Annotated in this window: 10 protein-coding genes; 4 read left to right on the plus strand and 6 right to left on the minus strand. The window is 62.5% G+C overall.

The window, feature by feature from the left end:
- Position 1: 1 nt before the first annotated feature.
- From topA to AC244Q_RS06965, 5 genes are all read right to left on the minus strand, one after another.
- On the minus strand, positions 2-2656 hold the full coding sequence (topA, locus tag AC244Q_RS06945; RefSeq protein ID WP_113545954.1) for a type I DNA topoisomerase: 2655 nt from the start codon (positions 2654-2656) through the stop codon (positions 2-4).
- Between the two features lie 248 nt (positions 2657-2904).
- Positions 2905-4047 carry a DNA-processing protein DprA gene (dprA, locus tag AC244Q_RS06950; RefSeq protein ID WP_012756989.1) on the minus strand — a complete coding sequence of 381 codons (1143 nt, stop codon included), beginning with the start codon at positions 4045-4047 and terminating at the stop codon, positions 2905-2907.
- Positions 4047-4667, minus strand: coding sequence for a glycerol-3-phosphate 1-O-acyltransferase PlsY (gene plsY / locus AC244Q_RS06955; protein ID WP_012756990.1), 621 nt, complete (start codon positions 4665-4667; stop codon positions 4047-4049). The genes dprA and plsY overlap by 1 nt, the downstream gene beginning before the upstream one ends.
- Before the next feature lie 78 nt (positions 4668-4745).
- Positions 4746-6035, minus strand: a complete 1290-nt coding sequence (locus tag AC244Q_RS06960) for a dihydroorotase (protein WP_012756991.1) — start codon at positions 6033-6035, stop codon at positions 4746-4748.
- Positions 6032-6988 carry an aspartate carbamoyltransferase catalytic subunit gene (locus tag AC244Q_RS06965; RefSeq protein ID WP_012756992.1) on the minus strand — a complete coding sequence of 319 codons (957 nt, stop codon included), beginning with the start codon at positions 6986-6988 and terminating at the stop codon, positions 6032-6034. Before AC244Q_RS06965 ends, AC244Q_RS06960 begins: the two co-directional genes overlap by 4 nt.
- A 179-nt stretch (positions 6989-7167) precedes the next feature.
- Here AC244Q_RS06965 and AC244Q_RS06970 point away from each other — a divergent pair, with 179 nt between their 5' ends.
- The gene (locus AC244Q_RS06970) at positions 7168-8826 is read left to right on the plus strand and encodes an acyl-CoA dehydrogenase family protein (RefSeq protein ID WP_017993634.1); all 1659 of its coding nucleotides are present in this window, start codon (positions 7168-7170) and stop codon (positions 8824-8826) included.
- 407 nt (positions 8827-9233) lie between these two features.
- Here the strand turns inward: AC244Q_RS06970 and AC244Q_RS06975 are convergent, their stop codons facing one another.
- Positions 9234-12095, minus strand: a complete 2862-nt coding sequence (locus tag AC244Q_RS06975) for an Rne/Rng family ribonuclease (protein WP_012756994.1) — start codon at positions 12093-12095, stop codon at positions 9234-9236.
- Between the two features lie 624 nt (positions 12096-12719).
- Between AC244Q_RS06975 and AC244Q_RS06980 the strand changes: the two genes are divergently transcribed.
- The 3 genes from AC244Q_RS06980 (at position 12720) to prfB (ending at position 18031) form a co-directional block, all read left to right on the plus strand.
- Positions 12720-13976 (plus strand): N-acetylmuramoyl-L-alanine amidase, encoded by a 1257-nt coding sequence (locus tag AC244Q_RS06980; protein WP_017993635.1) that lies wholly within the window; start codon positions 12720-12722, stop codon positions 13974-13976.
- Positions 13977-14336: 360 nt separating this feature from the next.
- Positions 14337-16796, plus strand: coding sequence for a penicillin-binding protein 1A (locus AC244Q_RS06985; protein ID WP_017993637.1), 2460 nt, complete (start codon positions 14337-14339; stop codon positions 16794-16796).
- A 103-nt stretch (positions 16797-16899) separates the two neighbouring features.
- A protein-coding gene (prfB, locus tag AC244Q_RS06990) for a peptide chain release factor 2 (protein ID WP_012756997.1) occupies positions 16900-18031 on the plus strand; the annotation gives its coding sequence in 2 pieces (ribosomal slippage) (positions 16900-16968 and positions 16970-18031; 1131 coding nt in all).
- Positions 18032-18074 lie beyond the last annotated feature (43 nt).

Consider the following 18074-nt stretch of genomic DNA (forward strand, 5'->3'; position numbering starts at 1 on the left):
GTCAGCTCTTTTTCGATTTCGCAGGCGCCTTCGCCTTCGTTGCCTTCGGTTTGGCGGCCGTCTTGGTGCTCTTGGCTTCGGCGGCCGCTGCCTTCGGCTTGGCTTTCGTCTTGGCCGCTTTGCCCACAGGTGTCTTTCCGGCCTTCTCGGCGATCAAGGCGAGCGCCTCCTCGACGGTGATCGCCTGGGGATCCTTGCCCTTCGGCAGTGTGGCGTTGACCTTGCCCCAGTTGACATAGGGGCCGTATTTGCCGTCGCGAACGGTAATGGCGCCGCCATCAGGATGATCGCCGAGCGTCTTTAGTGCCGCCGGTGTGCCGCGCGCGCCCCGGCCGGGTGCCTGGTTCGCCTTTTCGGCGATAACAGTCACGGCGCGGTTGAGGCCGACCGAGAACACGTCCTCGACGGTTTCCAGATTGGCATAGGAACCGTCATGCAGGAGGAACGGCCCATAGCGACCGATGCCTGACGAGATCATCTTGCCCGATTCGGGATGTTTGCCGATATCGCGCGGCAGCGAGATCAGCGCCATCGCCTTTTCATAATCGATGTCCTCGGGTTTCCAGCCCTTCGGCAGCGAGGCCCGTTTGGCTTCCTTGCCGTCGCCGCGCTGGATATAGGGGCCGAAGCGGCCGGAACGCAGCGTCAGTTCCTCGCCGGTGGTCGGATCGGTGCCGAGGTTCTTCGGCTCGTTGAGCGCAGCACCATCCGCATCTCCGCCGTTTTCGGAGGAGAGCTGGCGGGTGTAGTTGCAGTCCGGATAGTTCGAGCAGCCGACGAAGGCGCCGTATTTGCCGAGCTTCAGCGACAGGTTGCCGGTGCCGCAGACCTGACAGATTCTGGGGTCGCTGCCGTCCTCCCGTTTCGGGAAGACGAGCGGTGCCAGCGCCTCGTTCAGCGAATCCAGCACGTTGGTGACGCGCAGTTCCTTGGTGTCCTCGATCTGGGCGAAGAAATCCTTCCAGAAATCGCGCAGCACCTGCTTCCAGTTCAACTCGCCGGCGGAAATCCGGTCAAGCTTCTCTTCGAGATCGGCGGTGAAGTCGTATTCGACATATTTGGTGAAGAAGCTCTCGAGGAAAGCCGTCACCAGCCGGCCCTTGGCCTGCGGGATCAGCTTGCGCTTGTCGATCGTCACATAGTCGCGGTCGCGCAGCGTTGCCAGCGTCGCGGCATAGGTGGAGGGGCGGCCGATGCCGAGCTCTTCCATCTTCTTGATCAGCGTCGCTTCCGAATAGCGCGGCGGCGGTTCGGTGAAATGCTGCGTCGAATTGATCTTCTGCTTGGCGAGCGCCTCGCGCGCAATGATCTCCGGCAGACGGCCATCCTCGTCTGCATCGTCGCTCTGCTCGCCATCTTCCTTCTGGTCGGTATAGGCGGCGATGAAACCATCGAATCGGATGACCGAACCGACGGCACGAAGCCCGGCCTTCTCGCCCTTGTTGTCGGCGGTGATTTCAGCCGTCGTGCGCTCGATCTCGGCCGACGCCATCTGGCTGGCGATGCCGCGCTTCCAGATCAGCTCATAGAGCCGGATCTGGTCGGCATCGAGGAATTTGCGGACACGGTCGGGCGAGCGGTCGAAATCGGTCGGACGGATCGCCTCGTGCGCCTCCTGGGCGTTCTTCGCCTTGGTCGAATAGAAGCGCGGCTTCTCCGGCATGTAGCGTTCGCCGAACTGGTCGACGATGGCACTGCGCGCCGCGTCGATCGCCTCGGGCGCCATCTGCACGCCGTCGGTTCGCATATAGGTGATCAGACCGACCGTCTCGCCGCCGATATCGACGCCCTCATAGAGCTTTTGGGCAACCTGCATGGTGCGCGAGGCCGAGAAGCCGAGGTTGGAGGAGGCGGCCTGTTGCAGCGTCGAGGTCGTGAAGGGCGGTCCGGGATTACGTTTGACCGGTTTCGCCTCGACAGAGTCGACGACGTAGCTCGCGCCTTCGAGCAAGGCCTTGAGCCGGCCGGCATCCTCGCCGTTACCGATTGCGCGCGGCTGCAGTCGTTTGCCATTCGCCGAAACCAGTCTTGCCTCGAACTCGTCGCCGCGCGGCGTCTTCAGGAGCGCTGAGATGTTCCAGTACTCTTCGGAAATGAAGCGCTCGATCTCGGATTCGCGGTCGCAGACGAGACGCAGCGCCACAGACTGGACGCGGCCGGCCGAACGTGCGCCGGGCAGCTTGCGCCACAGCACCGGCGAAAGATTGAAGCCGACGAGATAGTCGAGCGCGCGGCGCGCGAGATAGGCATCGACCAGCGGCACGTCGATGTCGCGCGGATCGGCCATCGCGTCGAGCACCGCTTTCTTGGTGATCGCATTGAAGACGACGCGCTTGACCGGTTTGCCGTTCAGCACGCGCTTCTTGTTCAGCATGTCGAGAACGTGCCAGGAAATCGCTTCGCCTTCGCGATCCGGGTCGGTCGCGAGAAACAGGCCATCGGCGGACTTCACCGCGTCGGCAATGTCCTTCATCCGCTTGGCGGAGGCGCTATCGACCTCCCAAAGCATTTCGAAATCCTGATCAGGAAGAACGGAGCCGTCCTTGGCAGGCAGATCGCGCACATGGCCGAAGGAGGCGAGCACTTTGTATCCCGGACCCAGATACTTATTGATCGTCTTGGCCTTGGCAGGCGATTCCACCACTACAACATTCATGATGATTCTCTAAAAAGGAAACGACGCCAGCGTTGAAGCCAGCGCGACACACACCGCAACATGGATATCGGCCCTCCGACATGGACAGGGAAATCGCTGCGGTCAAGGGGTTTGCTACAATTTTACCTCTTGTGTCCGCTGCAGCCAAAGGAAGATTATCGGCAAAATACAATTTTAGATATGCTATCGAAGGTTTTCGACTCAGAGTTCGGCAATTCGAAAGCCGCCGCCCGATGTCGTGCCCAGGTTCAATCGGAAAGCGAGACGAGGCCGCCCTGATGCCGGTGCAGCCTGCCTGATATATCGAGTTCCAGAAGGATGAGATAGACCGCGGATGCCGATAGGCCGGTATGGCGGATGACGTCGTCGATCTCGACCGGCGTCGGCCCGAGCGCATCGATGATGCGGTTTCGATCGGAATCCCCGGGCGGCACCGACATCGGCTTGCCATCAGGGGCGGGTTCCTCCGCCATCGATGACGGGAACAGGTCGAATTGCGCAAGCGGCGCCAAGGCCTCGACGACATCGGCGGGAGCGGTGACGATCGAAGCGCCGTCCTTCAGCAGGCCGTTGGTGCCATGGCAGCGCGGATCGAGCGGTGAGCCGGGCACGGCAAACACCAGGCGGCCGAACTCGCCGGCAAGCCGCGCCGTGATCAGCGAGCCTGAACGCGCCGCCGCTTCGATGACGACGAGGCCAAGCCCGATGCCGGCGATCAGCCGGTTGCGGCGCGGGAAGTCGCGGGCGCGCGGCTCCCAGCCGAAGGGCATTTCGCTCACCGCCAAGCCATTGCCGCCTGTTATCTCTTCGAGAAGGCCGATATTCTCCGGCGGGTAGGGCTGGTCGAGGCCGCCGGCGAGCGCTGCGATCGTGCCTGTGTCGAGGCTTGCCCGGTGGGCAGCGGTGTCTATGCCGCGCGCCAGGCCGGAGACCACTGTGTAACCCGCCCGGCCGCAGTCGCGCGCCACCATCGCCGCGAATTTCGCGCCTGCGATCGAGGCGTTGCGCGAGCCGACGATGCCGACGGCCGGCCGATTGGCGGCGGCAAGCGCGCCCTTGACGGCCAGAAGCGGCGGCGCGCCGTCGATCTGCTTCAGCGCTTGCGGGTAGTCCGGTTCGCCAATACCGACGAAGCGGGCGCCGAAGCGACGCGCCGCCTCGAGTTCCCGATGCGCCTCGGCCTCACTGGCTATGCGGATTGCCCGCGTGGCGCCGCCGCGCGCCGAAAGCTCCGGCAGTGCGGCTAGCGCTGCCTCGGCCGAGCCGAAATGATTGATGAGGTCGCGAAAGGTGGCAGGGCCGATATTGTCGGAACGGATAAGGCGCAGCCAGGCAATTCTTTGCCGTTCGGTCAGCGCGACGCCTTTTGGTCCGGCGCTCAGCGCATCCATTATCCCTTTGCCCCGATCTTGCTTTCCGTCCCGCTCATCAGGCGGGAAATATTCGCCTTGTGCTTCCAGTAGGAGATGAGGGTCATGATCGCCATGACAGCCGCAACCTTTTCGTTACCCAGTATCCATAGCGCAATCGGAATGACAAGCATGGCGACCAGCGCCGACAGCGAGGAGTAACGGGTGGTGAAAGCGACCGCCAGCCAGACGGCAGCGAAGAGCACGACCATGATCGGCGCGACGCCGAGCAGGGTACCGATATAGGTGGCGACACCTTTGCCGCCCTTGAAGCCGATCCACACCGGGAAGAGATGGCCGATAAAGGCGAAGAAGCCGGCGATGATCGCGGCCTCCTCGCCGAGGAAATAGCCGACGACCCAGGCCGCGGCCGATGCCTTCAGCGCATCGAGCAGCAGCGTCGCTGCGGCGAGCGTCCGGTTTCCTGTTCTCAGCACATTGGTCGCGCCGATATTGCCGGAGCCGATGCTGCGCACGTCGCCGAGGCCGGCGGCGCGCGTGAGGATCAGGCCGAAAGGGATCGAGCCGAAGAGATAGCCGATAATGGCGGCGGCAAGCGCGATCGGCAGCGTGATCTGCCATGACATGAGATTGGATAACATTTGCCCCCTCAGCCTCTACGTGGCCTATCCTCGAGTCAGCCTTCTCCCGCTGGGGGATGGACGGCGATAGTGTCGGTTCTAAATTGCGTGGACAAGCTTTCCCGAGACGTATGTCGCAACCGCCCGCCCACTGAAGCGCGCATCCTCGAACGGAGTGTTCTTCGAGCGGGAGAGAAGCATGTCTTTGGCGACAAGCCAAGGCTCATCGAGATCGATCAACGCGATATCAGCCGCAGCGCCCGGCTTCAGCGTGCCGGCATTCAGGCCGAAAATCTGAGCGGGACGGGTCGACATGGCGTCGATCAGACGCATCAGGCTCACCTGGCCGCCATGATGAAGCCTGAGGGCTGCCGCTAGCATGGTTTCGAGGCCGATCGCGCCGTCCTCCGCCTCGCCGAAGGGCAGGCGCTTCGTATCGACATCCTGCGGGTCGTGCGAGGAGACGATGATATCGATCGCGCCGCTCGCAAGGGCGTCGGCCATCGCCACCCGGTCGTCTTCCGGGCGCAGCGGCGGATAGAGCTTGAAGAAGGTGCGGTATTCGCCGATGTCGTTTTCGTTGAGCGCCAGATTGTTGATCGAGATGCCGCAGGTCACCTTGGCGCCGCGGCTGCGGGCGCGCTCGATCGCCTCGACCGATTCCGGCACCGAGATCATCGCGGCGTGATAACGGCCGCGCGTCAGCTGCGCGATCCTCAGATCGCGTTCGAGCGGGATGAGCTCGGCTTCCTTTGGAATGCCGGAAAGCCCGAGCCAGCTGGCGAAAAGCCCCTCATGCATGACGCCGTTGGCGCCGAGATATTTGTCGCGTGTTTCGCAGCAGATGACGGCGCCGAATTCGCGCGCATAGGTCATGATCCGGCGCAGCACCTGTGTGTCGTGGACGCTGGAATGGGCATCGGTAAAGGCGACGGCGCCTGCCTGCATCAACAGGCCGATCTCCGTCATCTCCTCGCCGGCAAGGCCCTTGGTGATGGCGGCTGCCGGATAGACGTTGACGGCGGCCGTATCCCGCGCCGTCTTCTTGACGAATTCGACGAGTGCGATGTCGTCGATTATGGGATCGGTGTCCGGCATCATGATGATCGAGGTGACGCCGCCGGCGGCGGCCGCCCGGCTCACCGAGGCGATCGTCTCACGGTGTTCGCCGCCGGGTTCGCCGACATGGACGCGCGCATCGACGAGGCCGGGCGTCGCGACAAGGCCCGTGCAGTCGCGGATGACGGCTCCATCAGGCGCGCCCTGGTTCTGCGCCTTGCCGCCGGCGGCGAGAATCACGCCGTTTTCGGCAATGATCGTCCCCACCTCGTCGAGATTGCGCGACGGGTCGATGATGCGGACGTTCTTGAGGACTATCGGGTTGCTCATGCCATCATTCCATCGCTTCGGGGGCCTTGGTTCTGCGAGACGAGCAGCGTCTCCATGACGGCCATGCGCACCGCGACCCCCATTTCCACCTGTTCGGCGATGACGCTCTGCGGCCCGTCCGCCACTTCCGAAGCGATTTCGACGCCGCGGTTCATCGGGCCGGGATGCATGACGAGCGCATCTTCCTTCGCCGCTTTCAGCGTTTCGGCGTCGAGCCCGTAGAAGTGATAGTATTCGCGCACCGAAGGCACGAAGGCGCCGGACATGCGCTCGCGCTGCAGCCGCAGCATCATCACCACGTCGGCGCCCTTCAGCCCTTCCTTCATCGAATGGAAGACCTCGACGCCCATCTCGGCGATGCCGGCCGGCAGGAGGGTCGCGGGCGCGACGACACGCACGCGGGCGCCCATGGCGTTGAGCAGCAGGATATTGGAGCGCGCCACCCGCGAATGCAGCACGTCGCCGCAGATCGCCACGATGATGCGCGAAAGTTTGCCCTTGGCGCGGCGGATCGTCAGCGCGTCGAGCAGTGCCTGGGTCGGATGTTCGTGCTGCCCGTCGCCGGCATTGACGACCGAGCAGGAGACCTTCTGGGCGAGAAGGGCGGCGGCACCGGCGCTCGAATGGCGGATCACCAGCACGTCGGGGCGCATCGCATTCAGCGTCATCGCCGTGTCGATTAGCGTTTCGCCTTTCTTCACCGAGGAATTGCCAACCGACATGTTCATCACGTCGGCGCCGAGCCGCTTGCCGGCAAGCTCGAAGGAGGCCTGTGTGCGGGTTGATGCCTCGAAGAAGAGGTTGATCTGCGTCAGTCCGCGCAGCGTCGACGTTTTCTTCTCTCTCTGGCGGCTGATCTTGACGGCCTCGTCCGCCTTGTCGAGAAGATAGGTGATATCCTGCTCGGTGAGGCCCTTGATGCCGATGAGGTGGCGGTGGGGGAAAAAGACCATGACCCTGCCTCTTGCTGTCTCTGGCGGGTCTATAAAGAGTGCTGCCCGCCGGGGCAAGCATGTGCTGTGGGCAAAGGCTTATGTCCCCATGCATTTTCGCCCGAATTCCGATAGAGCAGAATGAACCGAATCATAACTTCCGGTTTCCCTTTGCCGGGTTCTTACACTAGAAGCGAATTATGACCTCCGCCAACCGGACTGATGACAAACTCGCAGAACTCAACCAGCCGAGCCTGTGGTCCGGCATCAATGCCTATCGATCTGATCCGTTGATCGTCGATCTGACGGCGGCCCTGCCGCGCGGCATCCGCGAAGACCTGGAAAACATGGGCCGCTACGTCACCTCGCCAGAGGCGCAGGAGATGGCGCGCATGGCAAACCAGGGCACGCCGCAGCTGCGCACTCATGGTCCACGCGGTGAGCGCCTCGACGTCGTCGAATTCCATCCTGCCTGGCATGCGCTGATGCGGCGCTCGATGTCGGTCGGCCTGCATTCCTCCGTCTGGGATCCCCAGGCCGATACCGAGGCCAAGGACGAGGCCCACAAGGTTCGCGCCGCGCGGTTTTATCTGACGTCGCAGCTGGAATCCGGCCATCTCTGCCCGCTGACGATGACGAGCGCTTCCGTTGCGGCGCTCTCGGCTTCGCCCGCGGTCCAGAAGGACTGGGCGCCCAAAATTCTCTCGCGCAAATATGATTCGTCGAACAAGCCCGCCATGCAAAAATCCGCCGTGACCATCGGCATGGGCATGACGGAAAAGCAGGGCGGCACGGATGTGCGCGCCAACAGGAGCGCTGCCGAAAAGGTCAGCGAGGGCATCTACCGGCTGTCCGGGCACAAGTGGTTCATGTCGGCACCGATGAGCGATGCTTTCATCATGCTGGCGCAGACGAAGGAGGGCATGGGCTGCTTCCTCGTGCCGCGCCTTCTGGAGGATGGTTCCGCCAACGGGCTGCAATTCCAGCGGCTGAAGGACAAGGTCGGCAACCGCTCCAACGCCTCCTCCGAGGTCGAGTTTACAGACACGTTCGGTTTTCTGCTCGGTGGTCCGGATGCCGGTATCCGCACCATCCTCGACATGGTGACGCTGACGCGGCTCGACTGCGCGCTGGCCTCGTCAGGCATGATGCGCGCCTCGCTCGCCGAAGCCGTGCACCACACCCGCGGCCGCAGCGTCTTCGGCAAAATGCTCGTCAACCAGCCGATCATGACGCGCGTGCTCGCCGACATGGCGCTCGATGTTGCCGCCGCGACGGCACTGTCCTTCCGTCTAGCCGACGCCTTCGACAAGGCGCGCGGCAACGCCGAGGACGCGGCCTATGCCCGCGTCATGACGCCTGTCGCCAAATACTGGTGCTGTAAGATCGCACCGGCGCTGATCTACGAGGCGATGGAATGCATCGGCGGCAACGGCTACATCGAAGAGCGTCCGATCGCCCGCCATTACCGCGAGGCTCCGGTCAACGCCATCTGGGAAGGCTCCGGCAACGTCATGGCGCTCGACGTGCTGCGCGTGCTGAACCGCGGCAAGGATCTGTTCGAAACGGTCTTCGCCGGCCTTGCCCGCGATCTCGGCCCTGCCGGCAAGAAGACGATCGACGTGCTGCGCGCTGCAATCGCGCTTTGCGAACAGGACGAGGGCGCCGCGCGCCTGCTCGTCGAGCAACTGGCGCTCGCCGCCGGTGCAGCCGAACTCTATCGCCTTGGGGCAGGGCGCATTGCCGATGCCTTCATCGAGACGCGTCTTGCCGGCGGCTGGCGATCCACCTACGGCATGCTCGATTCCCGCTTCGACGCCAGCTACATCGTCGACCTGCTCTATCCGCCAGCGGCCTGACCGCAGCGGGTAGGCGATCCCGGGGCCAAGACGCTCGGCCATCGGATTGTCCTACGACGATCATCGTTTATCGTCCGGCCGGTCGCGACGTATCGCGCCGAGGTCGCCTTCCCAGCCTATCCCTGCAAGATCTACGATCGCATTTTTCCGGCGGTGCCTCTCAACGAGGCTTCGCAAAGCCTGGTCGACGGTGGCCTTTTTGTCCCGTGGTGGTCATTGTTGCGTCGAGCAAGGCATCATCGATACCGATATTCGTCCGCATGATCGCGCCCCATGAGTATGATTATCATAGAGATACACATCCACGTCACGGCAGTTCAAGCTCGGCGACGATGTCATCGCCATAAACGAAAATCCGGCCGCGTCGCCGCGGCCGGATTTCAGTGTTTACGTCCAAAAATCAGCGTTCAGAAGAAGCCACGGCGCTGCCACCAGCCGGCTTTCTTCGGCTTGCCGTCATCGCCTTCGACATTCTCGACGCGGGTGGATTTCACCGTCGGCTCGGAGGAGGAGATGTTGGATTCGCGGTTGGCGCGAACCGGCTTTGCCTCTTCCTGAACCGATGTTTCGAGATCGGCGGAGGCTTCTACCAGTTCGGGTTCGGCCTCGACCGCAGGGGCCGTCTCTGCAACCGGTTCCTCAACCGGCGCTGCGGCCGGTTTGCGGCGGCCGCGGGCACGGGCGGGCTTCACCTCTTCGGTTATGACAGGCGCGCTCTCGACGGCTGCCATCGCGGCCTGGCCTTCGTCGGCCTGTTCGGCAATCGCCTCGACCGCTACGGCTTCGCTCGGAGCGCCGTCGTTCGAAACGTCGTCGCCTTCGTCCTCGTCGCCGCCATTGTCTTCACCGGCTTCGCCAGCCGTCAGTTCCGAACCATCCTCGGCGCGATTGCGACGGCCGCCCCGCTTGCCGCGACGGCGCCGCTTGCGGCGCTGCGATTCCTCGCTTTCGGCACGTGTCTCGGGCGTGGCTTCGGTGTTTTCATCACCTTCGCCACCCTCGTCGTCGCCGTCCTCATCCTCGTCGCCGGCTTCGCCTGTCGCTGATAGCGGCTGTTCGGCATTGCCGTTGCGGCCGCGGCGGCGCCTGCGGCGCTTGCGCTTGCGATTGCCGTCGGCTTCGCTTTCCGCGCGGGCCGCGACGGGCCGCTCGGAAACGGCCGGCTTTTCCTCGAGTTCCTCGTCTTCCTCCTCATCCACTTCGATGACGATGTCGTCGTCGTCATCCTCGGGAATGGCTGCGAAGTTGAAGAGGGTTTCAATCTTGACCGGGTTTTCCACCGGCTCGCCGCGATCGATCGCGAAATGTTGCGCGCCGACCGAGCCGTCCGCATCGATGATGATCGCAACGCCGAAGCGGCTCTCATAATCGATGATCGTCTGGCGCTTGTGGTTGAGCAGGTAGAGCGCGATGTCAGGCGTGGTGCGCACGGTGATGTTGTGCGTGGTGTTCTTGAGCAGATATTCCTCGATGCCGCGCAGGACATGCAGGGCGACGGAGGACTGCGAACGCACATGGCCGCTGCCGCCGCAATGCGAGCAGACCTGCGTCGTCGATTCGAGAACCGAAGCGCGGATGCGCTGGCGCGACATTTCGAGCAGGCCAAAATGCGAGATCCGGCCGACCTGGATGCGGGCACGGTCGTTCTTCAGGCATTCCTTCAGCTTCTTCTCGACGGCGCGGTTGTTGCGCTTCTCTTCCATGTCGATGAAGTCGATGACGATCAGGCCGGCAAGGTCGCGAAGGCGAAGCTGGCGGGCGACTTCGTCTGCAGCCTCCAGATTCGTCTGCAGCGCGGTGTCCTCGATCGAATGTTCGCGGGTCGAGCGGCCGGAGTTGACGTCGATCGAAACCAGCGCTTCGGTCTGGTTCATGATCAGATAGCCGCCGGACTTCAGCGTCACCTGCGGCTGCAGCATGCGGTCGAGCTGAGCCTCGATGCCGGAACGCGAAAAGATCGGATGGATGTCGCGATAGGGCTGAACCACCTTGGCATGGCTCGGCATCAGCATTTTCATGAAGTCTTTCGCTTCACGATAGCCTTCTTCGCCGGAAACGATGACTTCGCTGATATCCTTGTTGTAGAGGTCGCGGATCGAACGCTTGATCAGCGAGCCTTCCTCGTAGACGAGGCAGGGAGCGGTGGACGCCAGCGTCAGCGTGCGCACGTTCTCCCAAAGGCGCATCAGATATTCGAAGTCGCGCTTGACCTCCACCTTGGTGCGGTTGGCACCGGCGGTGCGAAGGATGACGCCCATGCCCTGCGGCACCTCGAGCAGGCGCGCGATTTCCTTCAGGCGCTTGCGGTCGGCAGGATTGGTGATCTTGCGGGAAATGCCGCCGCCGCGCGCCGTGTTCGGCATCAAAACCGAATAGCGGCCGGCGAGCGAGAGATAGGTGGTAAGGGCTGCACCCTTGTTGCCGCGCTCTTCCTTGGCGACCTGCACGAGCAGGATCTGGCGGCGCTTGATGACTTCCTGGATGCGGTACTGCTTGCGCGGCTTGCGCTGCACGCGGTCCGGCACTTCTTCCATCGCGTCTTCGGCGCCGACGGATTCGATGACTTCTTCTTCACCGTGATCGTCATCATCGTCGTCGTCATCGTGGCGACGCTTGCTGGTATCGACGTCCTCGGAGATCGAGTCGGTTTCCACCATCGCGGCCATCGCGCCGCCGGTCGAACCGTCATCCTCATTGTCGACGCTCGACGCGCCTTCGGCTTCGACGTCTGTGGGAACAGCGTCCTCGGTCGCGGTCGTTTCGGCAACCGGTTCGGCTGCCTTCTTGCGGCTGCGACGCGGCCTTGCCTTCTTGGCCGGCGCTTCCTCGGCGGCCTCGGGCGATGCCGCGGCCTCTACCGCTGCGGTCTCTTCCGTTACGGCAGCCGCTTCCGGCGCGATGCCGACATCCGGCTGATCCTGCTTGGAAAGATCGACCATCGGCGCGGTTTCGACATGCTCGACGTCTTCGTCGCGGCGATGCTCCTCGGCTTCGGCCCGAAGCAGCGCCTGACGGTCGGCAAGCGGTATCTGATAATAGTCGGGATGGATTTCGGCGAAGGCCAGGAAACCGTGCCGGTTGCCGCCGTAATCGACGAAGGCGGCTTGCAGCGAGGGTTCGACCCTCGTTACCTTTGCAAGATAGATGTTGCCGCGGATCTGCTTCTTGTGCTGGGACTCGAAGTCAAATTCTTCTATGCGGTTCCCGCGAACGACAACGACGCGCGTCTCTTCCTCGTGAGACGCATCGATAAGCATTTTGTCTGCCATGTAAGCTGTGCTCCTCGGCGTGGCCGCGAGAGCGCATTCCCGACTGCTGTTGAGACAGAAAGAATGCGGTCCACTGTAGCCGCGCCGGATAATGAAAGTCGCGCCTGATGCGAGGGGGAGGGCAGCAGCCAGACCGCAGCCGGAACCATTTCGGTCCGGGGCCTGTACACTTCAGATAAAACCTGCTGCGAAACCATCAACAACCAAGCGTGATCGACAAATACGAAGACCCGTTCGGGTCCGATGAGTTTGCTCCCTGAGAGCGTGGTGGCTGATCCACCAATGAATTCCGACAATAAGCCGGAAAATCAGGATCCAGTTCTAGGGATTAAGCGCATGAGACGGCGGACGATGACCGGTGTGGCGCCAGGTCCTGATCTGGCTGGCAGCCTTCGCGGCGACTCTATCCCGTCAACACTTTACCCTGAAATTCGTTGTATGTTTTCTGTGTCACAATAGCAAGGGAAAAGCCAAATGTGCCATAATATTGATGGATTTCGCAACGCATAGAAGCTGGGGATAAAGTGATCGCGATTCGGCAGGCTGCAGCGGGTGTTTCGTCACAGGGACGTTGGCCGCAGCCGCGTCGGGTCCATCGCAATACAGATAGGGTGTGGCGGTTTATTGTTTAAGAGGGCTCGGATCGCGGCGAAATCCGCAGCGCGGCGATCGACATTCGCAAGGCGGGTTCTGGCGGCGCTTCTGGTCGTTAGTCTGCTGCCGGCAGCTGCCAGCTCCGTCGAGGCCAAGGATCCGCTGCTTGCCTATGGCGCGCGCATCGTCGGCGACGACGCAAGGACCCGCATCGTCATCGATTTCGATCGCGAGCCGCGTTTCTCCGTCCACTATATCGCCAATCCGGAACGCATCGTCGTCGACTTGCCGGCGACCGCCTTCGGTTTTGCGGCGAAGGATCTTGCCGCCCGCGGCCTGTTCAAGGATATCCGCTACGGCAAGATGGACGAAGAGAGCGCCCGCATCGTGCTGACGACGACAGGGCCGGTGAAGCTGGCGCTTGCCAAGGTGCAGGCCGATGAGACGGGCAACGGCCATCGCCTCGTGCTCGATGCAGAGATGATCGACAAGAAGGCCTTTGCCGAACTGGTGAAGACGCAATCCTGGAGCGACCGGACTGAGGCGGCTCAGACGACGAGCGCCATTCCGGCACCGCAAAAGGCTGCGCCCGGCGATTTCGTCATCGCCGTCGACGCCGGCCATGGCGGCATCGACACCGGCGCGATCGGCGTCGACACCAAGACCGAGGAAAAGCAGGTGACGCTTGCCTTCGCGAAGGCCTTGACCGACCGGCTGAACAAGGAACCGGGCATCAAGGCTTTCCTGACGCGCGAAGATGACGAGTTCCTGTCGCTTTCGCAGCGTGTGCTGATCGCCCGCCAGAATCATGCCGGCCTCTTCATTTCGCTGCATGCCGACACGCTGAAGCAGAAGGATATCCGCGGCGCGACCGTCTACACGATCTCCGACAAGGCATCCGACAAGCTCGCCGCCGACCTTGCTGAACGTGAAAACCTCTCCGACCAGATCGCCGGCAAGGAGACGGTCGCCGAGCCGCCGGAGGTTGCCGACATCCTGCTCGATCTGACGCGGCGCGAGACGCAGGCCTTCTCGATCTCGCTGGCCGAGAGCGTGCTGAATTCTTTCAAGGATCAGGTCGGCACCATCAACAATCCGCACCGTCATGCCGGCTTCCGCGTGCTGCAGGCGCCTGACGTGCCGTCGATCCTTCTCGAGATCGGCTTCCTCTCGAATGCCGAGGACGAGAAACTGCTGCTCGACGAGGCCTGGCGCGGCAAGATCGCCGGTCTCTTGACCGACGCAGTCAAGCGATACCGCGCCGCCGTCATGGCGAATGGCGGCTGACGGCCGCCGCCTAAAGATCTGTAGCGGTTGCAGTACGGCGACATGCATGAAAACAAAGATTTAAGTGCGCCGCATGAATCAAATTCTGAGCAAGATACCTCAGATTGACGGCGGCGCCGGGCGTTGCTTGGATGTGACAGTTCTAATGAAACGCGGCCGCAGCGGTGAATGCGGCGCAGACAGCCCTATTTTGCTCACATTCACGCCGTTACTCCGGCTTATGTTTCGCAGCCTGAGGCGCGGAATTCGGCTTGTGGCGGTAGCGCTCATAGAGTAAGCCGCGCAACGTGCAAATTGCCTTGATCTGTGCAATCGTTGCGGCTGCGCCGATTGAAGATCGAAGAGACCGGTAGCTGAAATATGGTTAGACTTCTTGGATATTTCTTCGGAATGGCCTGCGTCCTGTTTCTGGTCGCGGCGGCGGGTATTGCCATCTATCTCGCCAATGTCGCGAAGGATCTCCCGGACTATGCCGTTCTGAACAGCTATGCGCCGCCGGTGACCACCCGCGTGCACGCCGGCAACGGCGCTCTGATGGCCGAATACGCCAAGGAAAAGCGTCTCTTCCTGCCGATCCAGGCTATTCCCGACCGCGTGAAGGCCGCTTTCCTGTCGGCCGAAGACAAGAATTTCTACAATCACCCGGGCGTTGATCTCACCGGTCTCGGCCGCGCAATCCTCGTCAACCTGCAGAATTTCGGTTCCGGCCGCCGCCCGGTCGGTGCCTCGACAATCACCCAGCAGGTGGCCAAGAATTTCCTTTTGAGCTCGGACCAGACGATCGACCGCAAGATCAAGGAAGCGATCCTCTCCTTCCGTATCGAGCAGGCCTACAGCAAAGACAAGATCCTCGAACTCTACCTGAACGAGATCTTTTTCGGCCTGAATTCCTATGGCATCGCCGGCGCAGCACTCACCTATTTCAACAAATCCGTCACCGAACTGACCGTCGCCGAAGCCGCCTATCTGGCATCGCTGCCGAAGGGTCCTGCCAATTACCATCCGTTCCGCCATCCGGAAGCTGCGCTCGAGCGTCGGAACTGGGTGATCGACCGGATGGTCGAGAACGGCTATGTCAGCCAGCCTGACGGCGAGGAAGCCAAGAAGCAGCCGCTCGGCGTCACCGCCCGCACCACCGGCCCCTCGCTCTTTGCTTCGGATTTTTTCGCCGAAGCCGTGCGCCGCCAACTGATCGACCAGTACGGCGAAAAGGTCCTTTATGAGGGCGGCCTTTCGGTGCGCACGTCGCTCGATCCGCAGATGCAGCTCGCTGCCCGCAAGGCGCTGCAGGACGGTCTGGTCACTTACGACGAGCGCCGCGGTTTCCACGGCCCGATCAAGCAGATCGATGCGAGCGGTGATTGGGGCAAAGCGCTTGCCGATATTCCCGCACTGTCCGATGTGCCGGAATGGCGGCTTGCCGTGGTACTCGCCGTATCCGACTCGAACGTCGACATCGGCCTACAGCCGGGCAAGGATGGAAGCGGCAAGGTTGAGGCCGATCGCCAGCGCGGCACGATCGACGCCAAGAACATGCAGTGGGCCTTCCGTTCGGCCGACGGCGCCCGCAAGACCACGAAATCGCCGGTCGGCGCCGTGTCCCCCGGTGACGTTGTCTATGTCGCAAAGCTCGGTGACAACGCGTCGACCTCCTATCGCCTGCAGCAGCCGCCGAAGGTGCAAGGTGGTCTGGTCGCCATGGATCCGAAGACCGGCCGCGTGCTCGCCATGGTCGGTGGCTTCTCCTACGCCCAGTCCGAGTTCAACCGCGCCACCCAGGCGATGCGTCAGCCGGGCTCCTCGTTCAAGCCTTTCGTCTACGCGGCGGCGATGGACAATGGTTATACGCCGGCTTCGGTCATCATGGACGCGCCGATCGAGATCGTCTCGGGCGGCCAGGTCTGGAGGCCGGAAAACTACGGCGGCGAATCCGGCGGCCCGTCGACGCTGCGTTCGGGCATCGAGCATTCGCGCAATCTGATGACGGTGCGCCTCGCCAACGATCTCGGCATGAACATCGTCGCCGAATATGCCGAGCGCTTCGGCATCTATGATCACATGCTGCCGGTTCTCTCCATGTCGCTCGGCGCCGGCGACACGACGGTGCTGCGCATGGTCTCGGCCTATTCGGTCATCGCCAATGGCGGCAAGCAGATCAAGCCGACATTGATCGACCGCATCCAGGACCGCTACGGCAAGACGATCTTCAAGCATGAGGAGCGTCTCTGCGAGGGCTGCAACGCCGGCGACTGGCAGAACCAGGAAGAGCCGAATATCGTCGACAATCGCGAAACCGTTCTCGACCCGATGACCGCCTACCAGATCACCTCGATGATGCAGGGCGTCATCCAGCGCGGCACCGCTGCCGGCAAGATCGATCTCGGCGGTCGCGACGTCGCCGGAAAGACCGGCACCACCAATGACGAGAAGGATGCCTGGTTCGTCGGCTTCACGCCGGATCTGGTCGCAGGCCTCTATATGGGCTTCGATACGCCGGCCCCGCTCGGCCGCGGCGGCACCGGTGGCGTCTTGTCCGCCCCGATCTTCAACGAATTCATGCAGGCAGCCGTCAAGGACACGCCGGAATCGAAGTTCGTCATTCCATCAGGCATGAACCTGATTTCGATCGACCGCAAGACCGGCATGGCGGCCGGCGAAGGCGATCCGAACACCATCATCGAGGCCTTCAAGCCCGGCACCGGCCCGGCCGACAGCTTCTCCGTGATCGGCATGGACAGCACCATGGCGCCGGAGGAAATCCTGAAGACTTCGCCGCAGGCGAACCAGGCCGTCCAGACCGGCACGCCCGGCCTGTTCTGACCGAGGGCCTGAATTTTATACGCCCGCTGCGGCCCTTTACATCCGCGGCGGGCGTCTCTATGTCACCAGCACCTGAAGAAGACCGAGACAGAGAAGCAGGAAAATGCGAGCGGAAATCGAAAACGTGGTCGATGAAACCAAGCAGGCTATCACCCTGCTGAGGAGGCATCTTTGACTGGGACCAAGCGATAAGACGGCTGGACTGGTTGAACAACAAGGCAGAGGATCCGAACCTCTGGAACGACGCTTCCGAAGCGCAGAAGCTGATGCGCGAACGCCAGCAGCTCGATGACGGCATCAACGGCGTCAAGCAGCTCGAACAGCAGCTGAACGACAATATCGAGCTGATCGAGCTTGGTGAGGAAGAGGGCGACCAGAGCGTCGTCAAGGAAGCCGAAGACACGCTGAAGGCCTTGAAGGCCGAGGCCGCGCGCCGCCAGGTGGAAGCCATGCTCTCCGGCGAAGCCGATGGCAACGACACCTATCTCGAAGTCCATTCCGGCGCCGGCGGCACCGAAAGCCAGGACTGGGCGAACATGCTTTTGCGCATGTACACCCGCTGGGCCGAACGCCAGCGCTTCAAGGTCGAGCTTCTCGAAGTCCATGATGGCGAAGAGGCGGGCATCAAGTCCGCGACACTGCTCGTCAAGGGTCATAATGCCTATGGCTGGCTGAAGACGGAATCGGGCGTACACCGGCTGGTGCGCATCTCGCCCTACGACAGCAATGCGCGCCGCCACACCTCCTTCTCGTCGATCTGGGTCTATCCGGTTGTCGACGACTCGATCCAGATCGAGATCAACGAAAGCGACTGCCGCATCGATACCTATCGTTCGTCGGGCGCCGGCGGCCAGCACGTCAACACCACCGACTCGGCCGTGCGCATCACGCATATCCCGACGGGCATCGTCGTGCAGTGCCAGCAGGAGCGCTCGCAGCACAAGAACCGCGCCAAGGCCTGGGACATGCTGCGTGCCCGCATGTATGAAGCCGAATTGAAGAAGCGTGAGGACGCCGCCAGTGCCGAAGCCGCTTCCAAGACGGAGATCGGCTGGGGCCACCAGATCCGCTCCTACGTGTTGCAGCCCTATCAGATGGTCAAGGACCTGCGCACCGGCGTCGCCAGCAGCGCGCCGGACGACGTTCTCGACGGCGACCTGAACGAGTTCATGGAAGCAGCACTTGCCCATCGCATCAGCGGCGCCGCCGATGCGGTCGTCGAGGATGTCGACTGATCGGATTGACGATAGATTGAAGTAACAAAGCCCCGGAGACGGG

It is taken from the genome of Rhizobium sp. CB2179, from assembly GCF_057653455.1.